General features: G+C 39.9%; 14 protein-coding genes and 1 pseudogene. 1 reads left to right on the top strand and 14 read right to left on the bottom strand.

The window, feature by feature from the left end:
* Window positions 1-38: 38 nt before the first annotated feature.
* The 7 genes from DEAC_RS19440 to DEAC_RS19470 form a co-directional block, all read right to left on the bottom strand.
* Window positions 39-1,433 carry an amino acid permease gene (locus DEAC_RS19440; RefSeq protein ID WP_047811740.1) on the bottom strand — a complete coding sequence of 465 codons (1,395 nt, stop codon included), beginning with the start codon at window positions 1,431-1,433 and terminating at the stop codon, window positions 39-41.
* Between the two features lie 15 nt (window positions 1,434-1,448).
* Window positions 1,449-2,657, bottom strand: coding sequence for a threonine ammonia-lyase (ilvA, locus tag DEAC_RS19445; protein ID WP_047811741.1), 1,209 nt, complete (start codon window positions 2,655-2,657; stop codon window positions 1,449-1,451).
* Window positions 2,658-2,669: 12 nt separating this feature from the next.
* Window positions 2,670-3,056, bottom strand: coding sequence for a RidA family protein (locus tag DEAC_RS19450; protein ID WP_047811742.1), 387 nt, complete (start codon window positions 3,054-3,056; stop codon window positions 2,670-2,672).
* 148 nt (window positions 3,057-3,204) lie between these two features.
* Window positions 3,205-3,867 carry a helix-turn-helix transcriptional regulator gene (locus tag DEAC_RS19455; RefSeq protein ID WP_047811743.1) on the bottom strand — a complete coding sequence of 221 codons (663 nt, stop codon included), beginning with the start codon at window positions 3,865-3,867 and terminating at the stop codon, window positions 3,205-3,207.
* Window positions 3,868-4,100: 233 nt separating this feature from the next.
* Window positions 4,101-4,784 carry a class I SAM-dependent methyltransferase gene (locus DEAC_RS19460; protein WP_047811744.1) on the bottom strand — a complete coding sequence of 228 codons (684 nt, stop codon included), beginning with the start codon at window positions 4,782-4,784 and terminating at the stop codon, window positions 4,101-4,103.
* A gap of 181 nt (window positions 4,785-4,965) precedes the next feature.
* Window positions 4,966-5,823 carry a DegV family protein gene (locus tag DEAC_RS19465; protein ID WP_047811745.1) on the bottom strand — a complete coding sequence of 286 codons (858 nt, stop codon included), beginning with the start codon at window positions 5,821-5,823 and terminating at the stop codon, window positions 4,966-4,968.
* A 4-nt stretch (window positions 5,824-5,827) separates the two neighbouring features.
* Window positions 5,828-6,040 (bottom strand): hypothetical protein, encoded by a 213-nt coding sequence (locus tag DEAC_RS19470; RefSeq protein ID WP_047811746.1) that lies wholly within the window; start codon window positions 6,038-6,040, stop codon window positions 5,828-5,830.
* 451 nt (window positions 6,041-6,491) lie between these two features.
* Between DEAC_RS19470 and DEAC_RS19475 the strand changes: the two genes are divergently transcribed.
* Window positions 6,492-7,196: a YoaK family protein gene (locus DEAC_RS19475; protein ID WP_242847221.1), complete on the top strand. Its 705-nt coding sequence runs from the start codon at window positions 6,492-6,494 to the stop codon at window positions 7,194-7,196.
* A gap of 154 nt (window positions 7,197-7,350) precedes the next feature.
* Here the strand turns inward: DEAC_RS19475 and DEAC_RS19480 are convergent, their stop codons facing one another.
* The 7 genes and pseudogenes from DEAC_RS19480 to DEAC_RS22985 all read right to left on the bottom strand — a co-directional run.
* Window positions 7,351-7,947, bottom strand: coding sequence for a helix-turn-helix domain-containing protein (locus DEAC_RS19480; protein WP_047811747.1), 597 nt, complete (start codon window positions 7,945-7,947; stop codon window positions 7,351-7,353).
* A gap of 37 nt (window positions 7,948-7,984) precedes the next feature.
* Window positions 7,985-10,021: an AAA family ATPase gene (locus DEAC_RS19485; protein ID WP_047811748.1), complete on the bottom strand. Its 2,037-nt coding sequence runs from the start codon at window positions 10,019-10,021 to the stop codon at window positions 7,985-7,987.
* 1 nt (window position 10,022) lies between these two features.
* On the bottom strand, window positions 10,023-10,487 hold the full coding sequence (locus DEAC_RS19490) for a DUF6530 family protein (RefSeq protein ID WP_047811749.1): 465 nt from the start codon (window positions 10,485-10,487) through the stop codon (window positions 10,023-10,025).
* Window positions 10,484-10,822: a GIY-YIG nuclease family protein gene (locus DEAC_RS19495; RefSeq protein ID WP_427846283.1), complete on the bottom strand. Its 339-nt coding sequence runs from the start codon at window positions 10,820-10,822 to the stop codon at window positions 10,484-10,486. The genes DEAC_RS19490 and DEAC_RS19495 overlap by 4 nt, the downstream gene beginning before the upstream one ends.
* A 504-nt stretch (window positions 10,823-11,326) precedes the next feature.
* Window positions 11,327-12,790 (bottom strand): zinc ribbon domain-containing protein, encoded by a 1,464-nt coding sequence (locus DEAC_RS19500; RefSeq protein ID WP_047811750.1) that lies wholly within the window; start codon window positions 12,788-12,790, stop codon window positions 11,327-11,329.
* Between the two features lie 2 nt (window positions 12,791-12,792).
* Window positions 12,793-13,641: a hypothetical protein gene (locus DEAC_RS19505; RefSeq protein WP_047811751.1), complete on the bottom strand. Its 849-nt coding sequence runs from the start codon at window positions 13,639-13,641 to the stop codon at window positions 12,793-12,795.
* 430 nt (window positions 13,642-14,071) lie between these two features.
* Window positions 14,072-14,270, bottom strand: a pseudogene (locus DEAC_RS22985) (IS110 family RNA-guided transposase); the annotation flags it as partial.

The following is a 14,270-nucleotide window of genomic DNA, read 5'->3' on the forward strand; positions in this document are numbered from 1 at the left end:
ACCTCTCTGGAAGATGTTAAATCACGGCCATGGGGATTCTATTTAGCAACCTCTTGTCTAGTCTCTGATTCTTCGTTTGTCTGTCTTTTTCCCATGCCAAAAGCGTAGTACCCCACAATGACAATCAGGAGAAATACTGCTCCCACTATTAATGATAAATGAGTATCAGGATTGAACCACATTCCAACCAAGACGAGTGCCAAAAATATAATGGTGATATAATTGCTGATCGGAAATAAGGGAGACTTAAAGGGATGATCATTGATTTCATTTTTCCATTTCTCCCTGAACTTAAATTGACTGAAAGCTAAGGCAAACCACGGAACCATTCCTGGAAGAATACTGGCACTATAAATATAGATAAACAATTTTGAATTTGGAGCTATGACATTTAACAAAACTCCCAACAATAAACAGGCAATCGTCGTTGCAATACTATTTCTGGGCACACCACTTTTAGATACTTTACCAAAGAATTTAGGTGCTTGGCCATTACTGGCTAAGGTATAGAGCATTCTCGCCGCACTATAAATCCCACTATTACACCCTGACATAGCTGCTGTAAGGACAACAAAATTAATGATGCCAGCAGCGGCAACAATCCCTACTTTAGCAAAGGTCAACACAAAGGGACTGCCAAGTATACTTATTTGATTCCAAGGATAAATGGTAACAATGACAAAAATAGCACCCACATAAAAGATCAAAATACGCCAGATGATATTCTTAATGGCTTTTTGCAGCGTTCGTTTAGGATTTTCCGCTTCACCTGCTGTAATCCCTACTAATTCTACGCCTTGGAAGGCTGCCGTTACGATACAAAGGGAAAATAAGAAACCGTTGAGCCCACCGGCGAAAAACCCGCCATGGCTCCAGAGATTTGAAAGACCAATGGGATGACCACCGTTACCTAACCCGAAAAAAATCACGCCTGTACCAATAACCAACATAAAGACAATGGCGATGACTTTGATCATAGCAAACCAAAATTCGAATTCTCCATAATATTTCACAGCAGCTAAATTTGCTGCTGCAACGATTCCTACCCCGACCAAAGCCGGCAGCCAGTGAGGAATGCTCGGAAACCAATAGTTTACATAAATCCCGATTGCAGTTACTTCCGACATCCCCACCGTAACCCATAAGAACCAATAACTCCAAGCGGTCATAAATCCAGCCAAAGGGCTTATATACTTATTCGCAAAGGTAGCAAAGGAACCTGTCACTGGTTCGAGGAACAGCATTTCTCCCATGATACGCATGACGAAAAACATAATGATCCCAGCCAAGGCATAGGCCAGTAACACAGAGGGCCCAGCCCATTTTATGGTACTCGCCGACCCCATAAACAAACCAACGCCAATCGTGCCGCCGAGTGCAATCAATTCAATATGCCGAGCCTTAAGTCCTCTGGTTAATTGTTTTTCTTGCATTATTACACGTCCTTCTTATCGAATATTTACCTTATACTGACGTTGTTCCATTAATTGCTTTATAGTCTGAATTTGTTCCTCATCTGCAGTTTCCAGTTCCAACTCCACTCTCGCACAACCCAAAGCCACATCTCTATTTTCCCTGCTATGTGTAACAGCAAGTACATTCGCGCCTGCATCAGCAACTAACTGCAACAATTGCCAGAGCACGCCCGGCTTGTCTGAAATAACAGTGTCAAAAAACACCTTTCGTCCAGACTTAACGAGTCCCTTGTTAATGATGCGTGTCATAGTATTGACATCAATATTTCCGCCACTGATTACCGCTGCTATCTTACGGTTCTTGTAGTCAGAAATCCTATTCAGGACAGCGGCGACACTTGCAGCACCAGCACCTTCAGCGACAGTCTTGACCTTTTCGAGTAACAATAAAATTGTACTCGCTATCTCTTCTTCATCGACCGTAACAATATCATCGACATAGCGCTGACAGATATCAAAGCTCAAATCCCCGGGTGTTTTGACAGCGATGCCATCAGCGATGGTCGGGATTCCATCAACAGTTACTACGTGCTTCTGGGCGATTGATTCCGCCATGCCAGGGCAATTTTTAGTCTGTACTCCAATAATTTTTATTTTCGGGTTTAATTCCTTTATAGCTACCGCCATCCCGGAGATTAGGCCGCCTCCACCGATTGGCACGACCACCACTTCTACATCTGGCAAATCCTCTAACATTTCTAAGGCAATTGTTCCCTGCCCCGCCATGACCAAAGGATCATTAAAGGGGTGAACAAAGGTGGCGTTTTCTTCCGCCTGAATTCGTTTGGCCTCTGCATAGGCATCATCGTAAATATCGCCATATAAGACTACGTTTGCTCCATACCCACGCGTAGCAATCACCTTGGACAACGGCGCATGCTTCGGCATGACAATGGTCGACTTGATACCGAACGTGGTTGCTGCAAGAGCTACCCCCTGAGCATGATTCCCGGCAGAAGAAGCGATGACTCCGTTTTTCTTTTCAGATTCACTTAAATTCGCTATTTTGTTGTAGGCCCCCCTGACTTTAAACGAACCTGTACGTTGGAGGTTTTCCATTTTTAGATAAACACTATTGCCGCTCATCTCGCTGATGATATTAGAATATGCCAATCCCGTTCTACAAATCACGCCATTTAGTGTTTCTCGAGCCCTTTGTATTTCTTTCAATGAGGCCGACATTTCATCACGTCCTTATTTGTTTTGGTAGGATGCAACAAGTTCAATTTCTACCAAAGCCCCTTTCGGCAAGCTGGCGACACCGACACAAGAGCGAGCTGGTAAAGTCTTCGTAAAGTATTGTTCATAAACTTTATTAACAGCAGCGAAATCTCCCATATCGAGAATATAAATAGTGGTTTTTATAACATCATCAAAGTCTAACCCTGCTTCTTGAATAACCTGTTTTAAGTTTTCCATGACCTGTTTCGTCTGAGCTTCAACTCCACCCTCGACAAAAACACCCGTTTTAGGATCAATGGGGATCTGACCCGACGTGTAAAGATAACCTCCAGCCTTTATAGCTTGGGAATAGGCACCGACAGCTTTAGGAGCTTTTTCTGTTTTGATCGCTTCGTTCATAATAATTTCTCCTTGTCTTTTATTTGTACCCCATAATCTATATTTCAATCAGAGTAACCACTGCTTACAATACAGTGTTTTTCATCACTACACTGCTGCAATCAAGGGAACCCCGAAAACTAGCAAGAACCATTTAGAGATAAGTAACTTAATTTGTTTTCATAGCTAAATATCTATAAATTGTGCTTTCCGAGGTCCTTAAAGTAGCAGCCACCTTCGCAATTGCACCTTTTATCTTGAAAATTCCGTCTTCACGAAGTTCTTGAACAATTGCACTTTTTTCTTCGCTGGACATTCTTTCTGCAGAAATCTTGTACTTGGTTATTATGCTCTTTATCGCATCATCAACCACGCTATCCAAAGACGTGCTTAATGACTCTTTTACCTCTTCAGTGTCATCCATACGAACTACATTACCCAACATTGCAGTTAATGGAAATTCAGTTGGAATTTTATTAATGAGATCATCGGGAGAATTTAAGATATTCACACAGAGCATTCCTATCAATTCACCCTTTGCATCTTTAATTTTATAGGTCGAAGATATTAAATTTTCGCCGCTGGCAGTACGGCTTCGATAATTCACAAGGGCATTTTGATTCAAAAAGGTCTTTTGTTGTAATAACTTAAATCCCAGATCTGTTAAAGGGCATCCTATATACCGCCCACTTATATATCCATTACGAATTGCAATCACAGAGTTTTCTACATCTATAATATCGTGCAAAACCACTTCGCAATGGGGACCGATGATGTCTGCAATAAAATCCACGAGGGGAATGTATAAATTCAACACCTCTTTGTAGTCCATAAATTCATCTTCTTTCTGTAATTCTGTATATTTTATATATTCGAGATATAATAAGAATTTCCTCCTATGATAATAATTTTTTATTATTTTTTCTCGCAGGATGGTGCAAAAACGAAAAGAGCATCGTCATAAACAATGCTCAATCTACCTATAAACAAACTGGCCTCTAGCTTGCAGCTGTTTGGAATATGGATGTGAAGTTATCATTCATCTCGCGAGGCTCGTTCTGATATTTATTTCCTTCCAAAAAGAACTACAAAATTATAATATTTGTAAACGCAATCTACATCTAAGAAGCCACTATCCTCTATCCATTTCAGTTGGTCTGATAATGTTGACATTCTATCTAAATTTGCTCTTTCATATGCTGATTGAATTTCTTCCTTAGACAAGCCGCTTCTTTCGACCTTATTTTTCCAATCGTTTTTGTACAACGATTCCATGAAGTGGGTTTGCCCCAGAACTTGGTCTGCATTAATGAAAACTCCATCCTGATTTAAACTAGAATAGATATTTTGATATAACTGTTTTTTCTCATCAGCAGATAAATGGTGTATTGAAAGTGAAGAAATCACGACATCATACTTTCTATCGAATTTAATCTTGGTATAGTCATCAATTATGTACGTGATATTCTGATTAGCGACAAACCTTTCTTTTGCCATATCTAACATTTTTTCAGACAGGTCAATCAAAGTCACAAAGGCATCCGGATATTTCTCCAATATGAAAGAAGATAATAAGCCAGTTCCAGCACCAATGTCTAATATTTGGGGGTTTTTAGTTTTAGTTTCTGCAAGTGAAATTGCTATAGAATAGAAATCATCAAAACAGGGAATAAGCTTTTTTCTTTGACCATCATACTGACTGGCATTTTCATCAAATTTAATTTTTACATCACTGTGTTCAAAACTCATAGAGCACCTTCTTCACTTTTTTCTCATCTTAAACTTGGTATTATTAAGAAAACTTAATTGTCATGACACTTCAAGAATAAAACGGGAGTTTCCTTTTAAGTAACATTATATCATTAAAATAAACATGAGGTAAAGGTTGTTTTAATCGAGGTATTCAAAATAATCTTTGATGTCTCCAAAGTTATCTCATAGCCTTTAGCGTATAATAAGCAATTCCGATTGCTCCTGGTCCAACATGTAATCCAATGACTGGACCAATATCCATTATATCTACGACTACTTTAAGATGTTCTTTAATCACGTTTGCAAGCTCTTTTGCTTCGTCCAGACAATTGATATGATGAACAACAACCTCACCTAAATCAAAGCTGTTTATATCCTGCAGCATTGTATCAATCATAGCCAAAACTGCATTTTTTTTAGTTCTTACCTTCATCATAACTGTTGTCTTGCCGTTTTCTACAGTCAATATCGGGATAATTTTAAATAGATTTCCTAGCAAAGCACTAGCGCCGCCAATTCTTCCACCCTTTTTTAAGTAGTCTAAGTTCTCAGGAATAAATAAGAACCGACTTCTTTTAATATTGTCTAATGCCGCTTCTTTAACCTGCTCCAAGGACTTACCCGCTTGTGCTGCTCGCGCTGCCATGACAACAGCAAAGCCAAGCTGCATACAGTTGGATCTAGAATCAACAATCTCTATCATAGCATTCTCATGTTTTTCCAAAACCATCTTTTTTACTATTTGACCTGTTGAAAAAGTACCGCTCATATCAGATGATAAGAAAATACAGCATAGACTATCACCCTTCTCTACCACATCAAGCATTTCTCTATATATATCCCCCACTGAAGGCTGTGAGGATGTTGGAATTCCATTCGAGGCCATCATTTTATAAAACCGATCATTATCCATGTCAATTTCTCTCATGCTGTCATTTCCGTAAGAAAGATTTAAAGATACCATTTTAATATTTAACTCTTTTCTGATCTTTTCACTCAAATAGCTTGTGCTATCTGTTAAAACAATCACAGCCATCCTCTTATCTCACTTTCATCACTTGCCTATTTTGTATTCCGACATACATTTTAAGCTGATTTTTTATGATTTTATTGCCACAAAATAAGCTACCCTCTGCACGTAATTTTGTAAAAATGCTTGAGGATATAAAGAATCCTGACAAAGCAGCTAAAAAAGGAAGAACACCAGAAATATAAAGCCCAACGGTCAGGAAAAAGGCAAAAACAGCTCCCAAAAGTGTAAGTGCCTTATTCTATCATAAAGAATGCTATTGCAAAATCACAATATCAGACAAAAAAGACAGTGACTATAATTTTGTTATTGGTCTCCGTCTTTTTGGGTAATTAGAACAAAATATATTAAGCCATCTTCTTAGAAGATGGCTATTAATATTAAAATGACCATTCAGATTGATTATAGCTAAGAATTTACTCGCTTAACAAATTACCTTTATAGAAAAAGGTTCCCGTGCCCTTGGCGATGATCTGACCCTTTAATTCACGATTGTAAATTCCCCACTAACCCCCTCCGTCTACCTTTATCAAGAGGATATTTCTACTTGAGGTTTGTGGAGTCCTGTGTTAAAGCTTTTCTCCGGTCGGCATGGTAATTTGCCACCCTTTTAATTTATGAAGTAGCAAGTATATAATAAGAAGTGGGGTTCAAATACTAATTTGAGAATTAAGGTGCATAAATTGGGCTGTAAAAAAAATAATATACAAATAACCGAAAAGTTAGGATTTGGAATGTTGCTTGCTTCGGCAGGTGGTTTAATGGATGTATATTCTTATACTGTTCGTGGACAAGTGTTTGCTACAGGACAGACAGGAAATTTCGTACTCGTTGCTTTCCAGTTGTCAAAGAAAAATTATTTAGGGATGATTCATCCCTTTGTGCCTATTATGTCGTTCTGGGCAGGGTTCTTTGTGGCATGGCATATGTTTTATTCGCTTTCTAAAGAAAATCCGCTATTATGGCAGCGTAGAATACTGGCAACTTCAATATTTATCTTATTTTTTACTGGATTTATTCCATGCTCTTATCCGAACATAATAGCTGATTCTCTTATTGCTTTTGCAGCATCCTTTCAATACTGTGCATTTCGTAAATTTGGAATAGATGAAAATTACGCGAGTATATTTTGCAGTGGAAATATGCGTTCTTGTGTTGATAATTACTACAAAGGAATTGTAAGAAAGGATAAGCAGGCTCTAAAAAGGGCATTAAAATATAGTTGTATTCTGATTTCCTTTTTAGCAGGAGCTGCCATAGGAGCTTTAGAATCGGGAATTTTTCATGAAAAGGCTATTTGGACTGCTGCTGTATTACTTTCTACGGCATTGGTGCTTTCATTTGTTTTCGACTCGGATCAATTCGCAAAAATGGAATAGAATAGCATTAAGTGATCATTTGATAACCCCATCTTATTAAGAGACGGGTTCTTCAACTTTAACTATCTGGAATAAATCAAACCGGAATTTCGCATAGAAATATCTCTTTTATTAACTGCGTTCTTTAATATACCGTAGTGAAAGAACACGGTTGTTAGTTGCAAAGATCAGAGTATTTTTGCAGACCATGCTTTGTACAATACAAATATAAATCTCCACCCTTCTTAATCATTGGAATACGGGCTTCTGCACTCTGCTCAGGATACAAGCGGATGAGAAATACTCTATCGTAAAGCACATACGCCACAAAAGTGATATAGTGGTCCTTCATCATATCATGACAAATGGATATATAGTAGTCTAAGTCCATTTCTTGCACTGTAATTTCATGTTCTGCTGTGTGAGGCACCGGATTCAACGGTCGCAGTTTTCGCCCGCAGCAAGAAATAGAGGCGTTCCCTGTACTCGTTAGAATGTTTCCGCAGCCGGGGCATACATAGAATCGGATTTTATCAATCTTTCCTATGTCAGGCAGATTTGGATCAAGTTTTCCCTCCAGCATTTTTTGAATATCAGCACCCAAGACTGCCGAGAGCTCAGACCAGAGCGTTACATCGGGACAACCCAAACCACACTCCCATTTGGATATGGTCTTATTGCTGATATTCAGTAAATCTGCAACCTGTTGCTGTGTCAGACCCTTTTCTTTTCGTAGATGAAAAATTAAACGCCCAACCTTGGCGCAGTCCACATTAATCACCTCTGGTATCTTAAGAGTTTATCCCATGCTATAGATATTTAGCAATAACTTGAACCAGCCTCGCCGGAAGCTGCCGTAAATCAGTGATATCTAAAAAGTGTTCCTGTCCGTAAATATCACAAATAGTCTCTTTATCCTGCCCTATGGCAGCGGCTAAAAACACTATCCCTTTGCGCTTATATTCCTGTATTACTTCTCTCATATCACTTATGGCTGTCTCACCGCTATAGTTGGGCATAGCTTTTGGCTGACCGTCGCTAATGCTGATGAGCAGCTTCGCATTTTGCGATGCTTTCATTAGTTTTTCTGCCAGGATTCGCAGCGCCATGCCATCTCGGTTGTTGCTGTGCCCTTGTATCGCCATCAGGCAATACTTGTCGTTCAAGGCTGGATTTTCGTAGTCGATATAGGAGTAAAGCGACATCTGCTCCAGAGATGAGCGGTCTGCAGTATCCCCATAAATCAGCATGGGTATTTTGCAGCTTTCACAAAATTCGTAAACAGCAACCGCAGCCTGCTTGGCAGCATCCAATCGCCCAAAAGCGCTCATAGAGGCCGACTCGTCAATTCGTAGTGCCACCGCAAGAGAAGGTTCTTCATCCGGCGGACATTTCTGGGAATAGTAGTGAAAATCAGGAGATGCCAGCTTTTCCGCATGGAATTTCGTCCCGTAAAGACGAGATTTTGCAAACTCCGCGGATACTTCGTGTTCCAAAAGCGGAAGGGTTTTTCGTACCAACTCCCGGATTATTGGCATAAGCATCGAGGCAATCTGATGATATTCACGGTGATGGGCGATCGTTGCTTCCGGTCTGTGAACAATCAAATTGACTTTCTCATGGGAAGAACCCTTAACTATTTCCCGTGCTTGACGATTCAGATGTTTGCGAAAATCTCGCCTTTGCTGCTCTAATTCCACATTGTTTTTTTGTTGCAACTCGTGATATATAGGGTCTCCGTCCTCGCCGTGGTCTGAGCTTTGCGTATCGGCTGCGGTTTCCGCATCATCATTTAAATGACCTTCATTGTCAGCTGACTTTCGCAGGACTACCTCCGGGATGTCATCCGGAATAGTGTTAAAGAACTCTGTCTCCATAGTTCCTTCAGTATGGATTTCCATAACCTGGCCGTTGGTATTGATTTGCCGTTCCGATATCTCTTCCAGTTCTGATAACACTCCATGCTTTGATAAGGCTTGTTCCAGAATAACGATTTCATCGGGGTCGGTAGTAATTTTATAAATTACCTTGTGATATAGTGCATCCACCGCCTCCGAGCCCTGAAGTACAGCGTCCACCCAGAAAAAATAGGAGCGCATACCTGCAACACCCTTGATGGCGTTTGCCTTGGCAGTTTGATCCAATAAAACAATTACACGGGCAAAGGTCAATAGCAATTCTTCATCAGTACAGCCGGTTTTAGCCGCCGCTCTTGCCGACATAACTTCAATGGGGGGTAAATCCATCTTTTCACTGTGCTGCACACGGTCACGCAGGGCCTCGTTCAACGGGCGGCAGCCATTGTAGCCCCGATTTGTAGTAATAACAGCGATAAAATCAGGATGACGATGCACAATCCGAGTAGGCAGATTGATGCTGCCGTCCGCCTCCAACGCCGAGTTCAGTGCCATCAGTACCGCTGCGTCACGAATTACTGTAGGCTCCTGAATTTCCAGCAACCAGCCGTTTTCATAAGCTCGCACAATTTCTGAGGGATAATATTTGTAAGTTACGCCTTTAGTATTGTTTTCATCCTCCGGCAGCATCGGCAGGATAGAACCTAAGACGTCGGATTTGTCCATATCCGCAAAACAGGTCACCTTAGTATAGGGAAGTCCAAAGTCAGCGGAGAGAGCTTTGGCAAGCTGTGTCTTGCCGGAACCGGCGTCTCCCTCTAAAAGGATATTTGTAATTTTCATTTCACCGCGCGTCCAATTACGCTTTACTTCTGAACATATGCGGCGTTCAGCGTCACTTTCAATGTGGGTGACAGGCTTTTGCCAAACAAGAGATCTTTCTACTTCCGTCAACTGTCTGGAAGGGGACAGAAGCCATTGATTTTCCATTTTAATAATACTCCATTTCCTCAAATATACGAGACAGCACGCGCAGCCGTTCGCCATTCAGCTCTCCTAAATCGCTTAGCGCCTGTGAAAACTTTTGGATATCCTCGTCTATATTCGGATTCTCGGTATAGACTGCGATTGGCATTACGCCGCCCTGCACACCAATCCGTTCCACTATCGGCTTCTCCGGGTCGTATAACAACGGCAGCCTATAGGCTTCACGAAAATACATCAGGGTGCGGCTTAGAAAAATCATCAGATCAATCACCTGATGTATGGGAAGCTCAGCACTGAGTTCTAATTCGCCGTTCGCTTCTTGTTTCCAGATTTGCACTGCAATTTGCATATTCTTGTTGCTTTCCAAAGTTGGTGCGCCCAGTGTCAGCCGTTTGATATCTGACTTATAGGCGTTTCTCCCATCGATACGGTCATACTGATCGGCAATCATTACAATATCCTTGTTCATTTCCAAATTCTCCTTGCTTGTTTGTCCTGTGCCAGACACTGCTCACGCAGCGCTTCCAGTTCGGCGGTGTGATCTTCGGCGAGGTTTTCATATTTAAGGACTTTCATTACGGAAAGCTCAAAGCCTTTCATACCGTAATGATTCCAAAGTTCTAGGAGCCTTTTGTTAGGATGATAGTTTCCATCAAGTTTGGCGCTGGTACTATTAAAATCGGCCTTCGTATCTTTGGAAATACCTAAGAAAGACTCATTAGTTGCTATGCAACGGTAAGAAATCACGCCCATTTCGGGTCGTCTATTTTTATATTCCTCAAGAAGTTGCTTTTTTCTTCTCATATCCATTTTGTTCACCTCGGCTTTATTGTATATGCTGCCCATAATGAAAACAATCCACGCCCCGTAGAGTCTACACCCTATTAAATACGTGTTTAGCCCACCAATCTTTACTCGTCATTCCTTTTTATTCCATACCTATAGTTAATAGAATATACTCCAAATTAGCTATGTTTTTGCTTCTACAATGCCAAATAAAAACCTCCATGTGATAACATGCATCACTCTGGAGGTTTACAAATAATCGGAAGTTACGCCACTTGCCTTCACAATTCAAATTTCCAACTTCATAGATTCACACTTTTTCCGAGCCATCAAATTACAATATTCGTTTTCAAAATGATTGTTATGGGCTTTTACATAACCAAACTCAGCACGCCTGCCTTCGCAAAGCTGTTCTAGTTTCAACCACTGATTGATTCATCCCCAACCTACGCTCTCGCTGTCGCGAGCAATGAACGCTAAGAGGTGGAGGACTTCTTGACTCACGTCGTTAAATCACGTGATCTAACTGCTTTTCGTAAAGTTACCAGTTGGATCATTGACTGTTTGATAACTACTAAAGGCTTGAGTAACCCACCACTCTTTTTTACTTGGCCCCTGCTGCAGAGAATAAGTCATATTAACAGCGTCCGATGAGTTATTAGAATACTCTGAGTCTTGAATGGATATTGTATTATTGCTAATTTGCACGGATTGAGGATCTACTATTACTTTTTGTAATACTTGCTTTGAGGGGGGCGCAGTAAATCCATTTATATAAGAAGCATTTTGCGTATAATAACTGCCATTAGGGTCTGCATTAGTCAGTTCGGAAGCATTTCCATCATTATAAGCTTTGTATTCACTAGATTGTGCATTATAAATGACGGCTAATGCGTGCTTCGCAATACCCTTATTCATCAAATTGCTCAAGTCTATATTTGGAGTATCAAATGGCTCTTTTTCATCGATGCTTACTCCTAACACAGTACCTTTTAATTCTAGTGTGCCGGTTGAAGGGGCAGGTGAAATATTTATCCCGTTATTTGGAATCGAAATTGCCTTGCTATTAATTAGAACCTGTGGATTAGATATACTATCGGGCACATTTAAAGTTAAGTTGCTCGTTATATATCCACTCATATCAAGACTGTCATCGTAAGCCCCATAAGCCTGAATATTTCCCAGTTGATCCAAAAAACTTACATTTCCCGAAACATCTTGCTTTGCATAATCATTCGATACTGTCCCTTTAAATGCATATGAAGATGGCCACAAATGAGCAATCTCTCCGTCTGCACTCTTAAGATTACCAATTGAAAACGCGACAGTATCTTGTGCGATAGGCTTAGCTTTTACACCAACTGAAGCTATATGTAGAACCCAACTTTTTCCTAACCAAGTTGATTTTTGTTTAATAGTAAGCCATCCATGATCTGAAGTCGAAGCATAAGCATTCCTGCTTTGAACTTGGTCAACTTCTTGTTGAAGCTTTTGTAAATAAGAGGCCATAACATCATCAGTCAGACTCGTTTTAAATGCTGCTAACGAATTAGAATTTTTTAAATCGGAACTTTCAGAGTCTAAAAGAGAACTAAGTGTTGTCATATCTCGACTCTTAATTGCCATGGTAAACTTTTGTTGCAACAAAAATGGCGATACAATGATAAATTTGCTACGTGCAAATTGATACCCCCCATAGAGCATCAGGGCAATAACGACAACAACACCGATTACAACTTTTGATTTTTTACTCATCGATGTTTTTACAGTAACTTCCCTTTGAATAGGTACTTGAGCAGTTTCAGAAATCTGATTAACAGTTTCTATTACTTGTGTAACAGACTCAGGTATAAATTCCCTTTTACCTGGCGTATTTTGGCCTTCTAAAATACCTCCTTCCAGTATATCTTGGGGCACTGCGGCACCGCATGAACCACAAAACTTGTCTTGATTTGTTACTTCTTGTCCACATGATCCACAGAACATTATTACAACCCCCTAAAAATGTTTTGCATCATAGCTGAGTAAAAATCATTAAATGAAAAATAATTCGTTTTGAATATTGTATTAATCATTGAAAGCATTTCTGTTTTAAAGAAGTATTGGAGAATTAATCCAGAGATTATGATGTTTACTGCAATTGTCAAAGCTGCGACCCCAACTTTTTTACTGGTTGGAATATCATAAAAATCACAAGCAACTATAGTGACGATTATTATATTCGTAATTAAAACAATCACTAATGAACAAATTGAAGTCGGAATACTGACGTAAGAGATTAATGCCGATACAATAAATCCCACAGTAGCAATCAATTGGGTTGATCCCAAAACAGCAACCGTTTGCTTTATATCTTTTTTCCGTAACCCCATGACATTTGAGATAAAGTGCATAGAAGCAATATAAACTACTACCATTAGGGCAACCACAAAAAAATCTTTGATATAGCTTAGTTGTAGCAAACTCTGAATACTTGAACCACCTGGCAAGCCAAAAGCTTTACCTAGACTAATTAAGTTTATAATGTCTGAAGTAATGTTATTATAAACTGCCGCAAACCAAAAAAGCATCCCTAGAGCACTCGTTATCAATCCAAGTACTCCATAACTAATACCTGTTTCGGCAGTCAGCTCAATACTGGAAAAGGGGTTTTTTATAAGCGCTATTATTTGATGTAGATTAATTTTGCCCATCATAGGTGCTAAACTTGTTGACGTGTATGCTACTGCTGCGGTTTGATCTTCTGATATTGTCTGTTGCGAAACAGCGCTTTGCATCGGACATTGATGTGTTTCTCCTTCAACAAGTTTAGAACCACATTTTGTACAAAAGGCCATAAATAATCCTCCCTATAATATCTTGATATTTTCTTTAGATATCTCGTATTTTCATAGAATTCCTAGCTAACCAAATTAGCTCACCACGGATAGAATTCGCATAAAATGTCTAATTCGGAGAAATTGGATATGGCAAAGCCAACGTCTACTATTTGTGGATATGTTGGCCGTTGTAAACCCATGATTCTCACGGTGGTAAACCTCCCATGTCTAACAGGGTCAAGATTATAAATCTGCCCTAAATTCCTTCGTTCCACCTATCCATGATTGGGTGTCAGTTATGCTCCTCTACCGAGTCCTTGCTCTAATGGAAAAATATGCGACTGACTACCAGCTCTTTTGTTTTGCTAGGTTACCTGGATTGCTCGCTTCTGTGGTGACGCTTTAACCCACAGATCGTTTGTTTCTTATGGTTTCGCTGCTATTCTAATTACGCTGCTAAATGCTCAACTGGACGATGAATGTCCTTAATTAGCTTTTCTGGATCGTATTCTGTACCTTTTGTTAATATTGCATAGAACACCCGAATTAGTTTACAGCTTAAGGCAATTAGTGATTGTTTCTTCTTCAGGGGATTCTTGATCCTTGTTGTGTAGTAGTTGTGTATCTCTGCAAACTCTGCGTTTTTT

This window comes from Desulfosporosinus acididurans (assembly GCF_001029285.1).
GTDB classification, from domain to species: domain Bacteria; phylum Bacillota; class Desulfitobacteriia; order Desulfitobacteriales; family Desulfitobacteriaceae; genus Desulfosporosinus; species Desulfosporosinus acididurans.

Excerpts from the sequence above, each read along its gene's own strand:
- DEAC_RS19440 (WP_047811740.1), bottom strand. The coding sequence starts at position 1,433 with ATGCAAGAAAAACAATTAACCAGAGGACTTAAGGCTCGGCATATTGAA.
- ilvA (WP_047811741.1), bottom strand. The coding sequence starts at position 2,657 with ATGTCGGCCTCATTGAAAGAAATACAAAGGGCTCGAGAAACACTAAAT.
- DEAC_RS19450 (WP_047811742.1), bottom strand. The coding sequence starts at position 3,056 with ATGAACGAAGCGATCAAAACAGAAAAAGCTCCTAAAGCTGTCGGTGCC.
- DEAC_RS19455 (WP_047811743.1), bottom strand. The coding sequence starts at position 3,867 with ATGGACTACAAAGAGGTGTTGAATTTATACATTCCCCTCGTGGATTTT.
- DEAC_RS19460 (WP_047811744.1), bottom strand. The coding sequence starts at position 4,784 with ATGAGTTTTGAACACAGTGATGTAAAAATTAAATTTGATGAAAATGCC.
- DEAC_RS19465 (WP_047811745.1), bottom strand. The coding sequence starts at position 5,823 with ATGGCTGTGATTGTTTTAACAGATAGCACAAGCTATTTGAGTGAAAAG.
- DEAC_RS19485 (WP_047811748.1), bottom strand. The coding sequence starts at position 10,021 with ATGGAAAATCAATGGCTTCTGTCCCCTTCCAGACAGTTGACGGAAGTA.
- DEAC_RS19490 (WP_047811749.1), bottom strand. The coding sequence starts at position 10,487 with ATGAACAAGGATATTGTAATGATTGCCGATCAGTATGACCGTATCGAT.
- DEAC_RS19495 (WP_427846283.1), bottom strand. The coding sequence starts at position 10,822 with ATGAGAAGAAAAAAGCAACTTCTTGAGGAATATAAAAATAGACGACCC.
- DEAC_RS19500 (WP_047811750.1), bottom strand. The coding sequence starts at position 12,790 with ATGTTCTGTGGATCATGTGGACAAGAAGTAACAAATCAAGACAAGTTT.
- DEAC_RS19505 (WP_047811751.1), bottom strand. The coding sequence starts at position 13,641 with ATGGCCTTTTGTACAAAATGTGGTTCTAAACTTGTTGAAGGAGAAACA.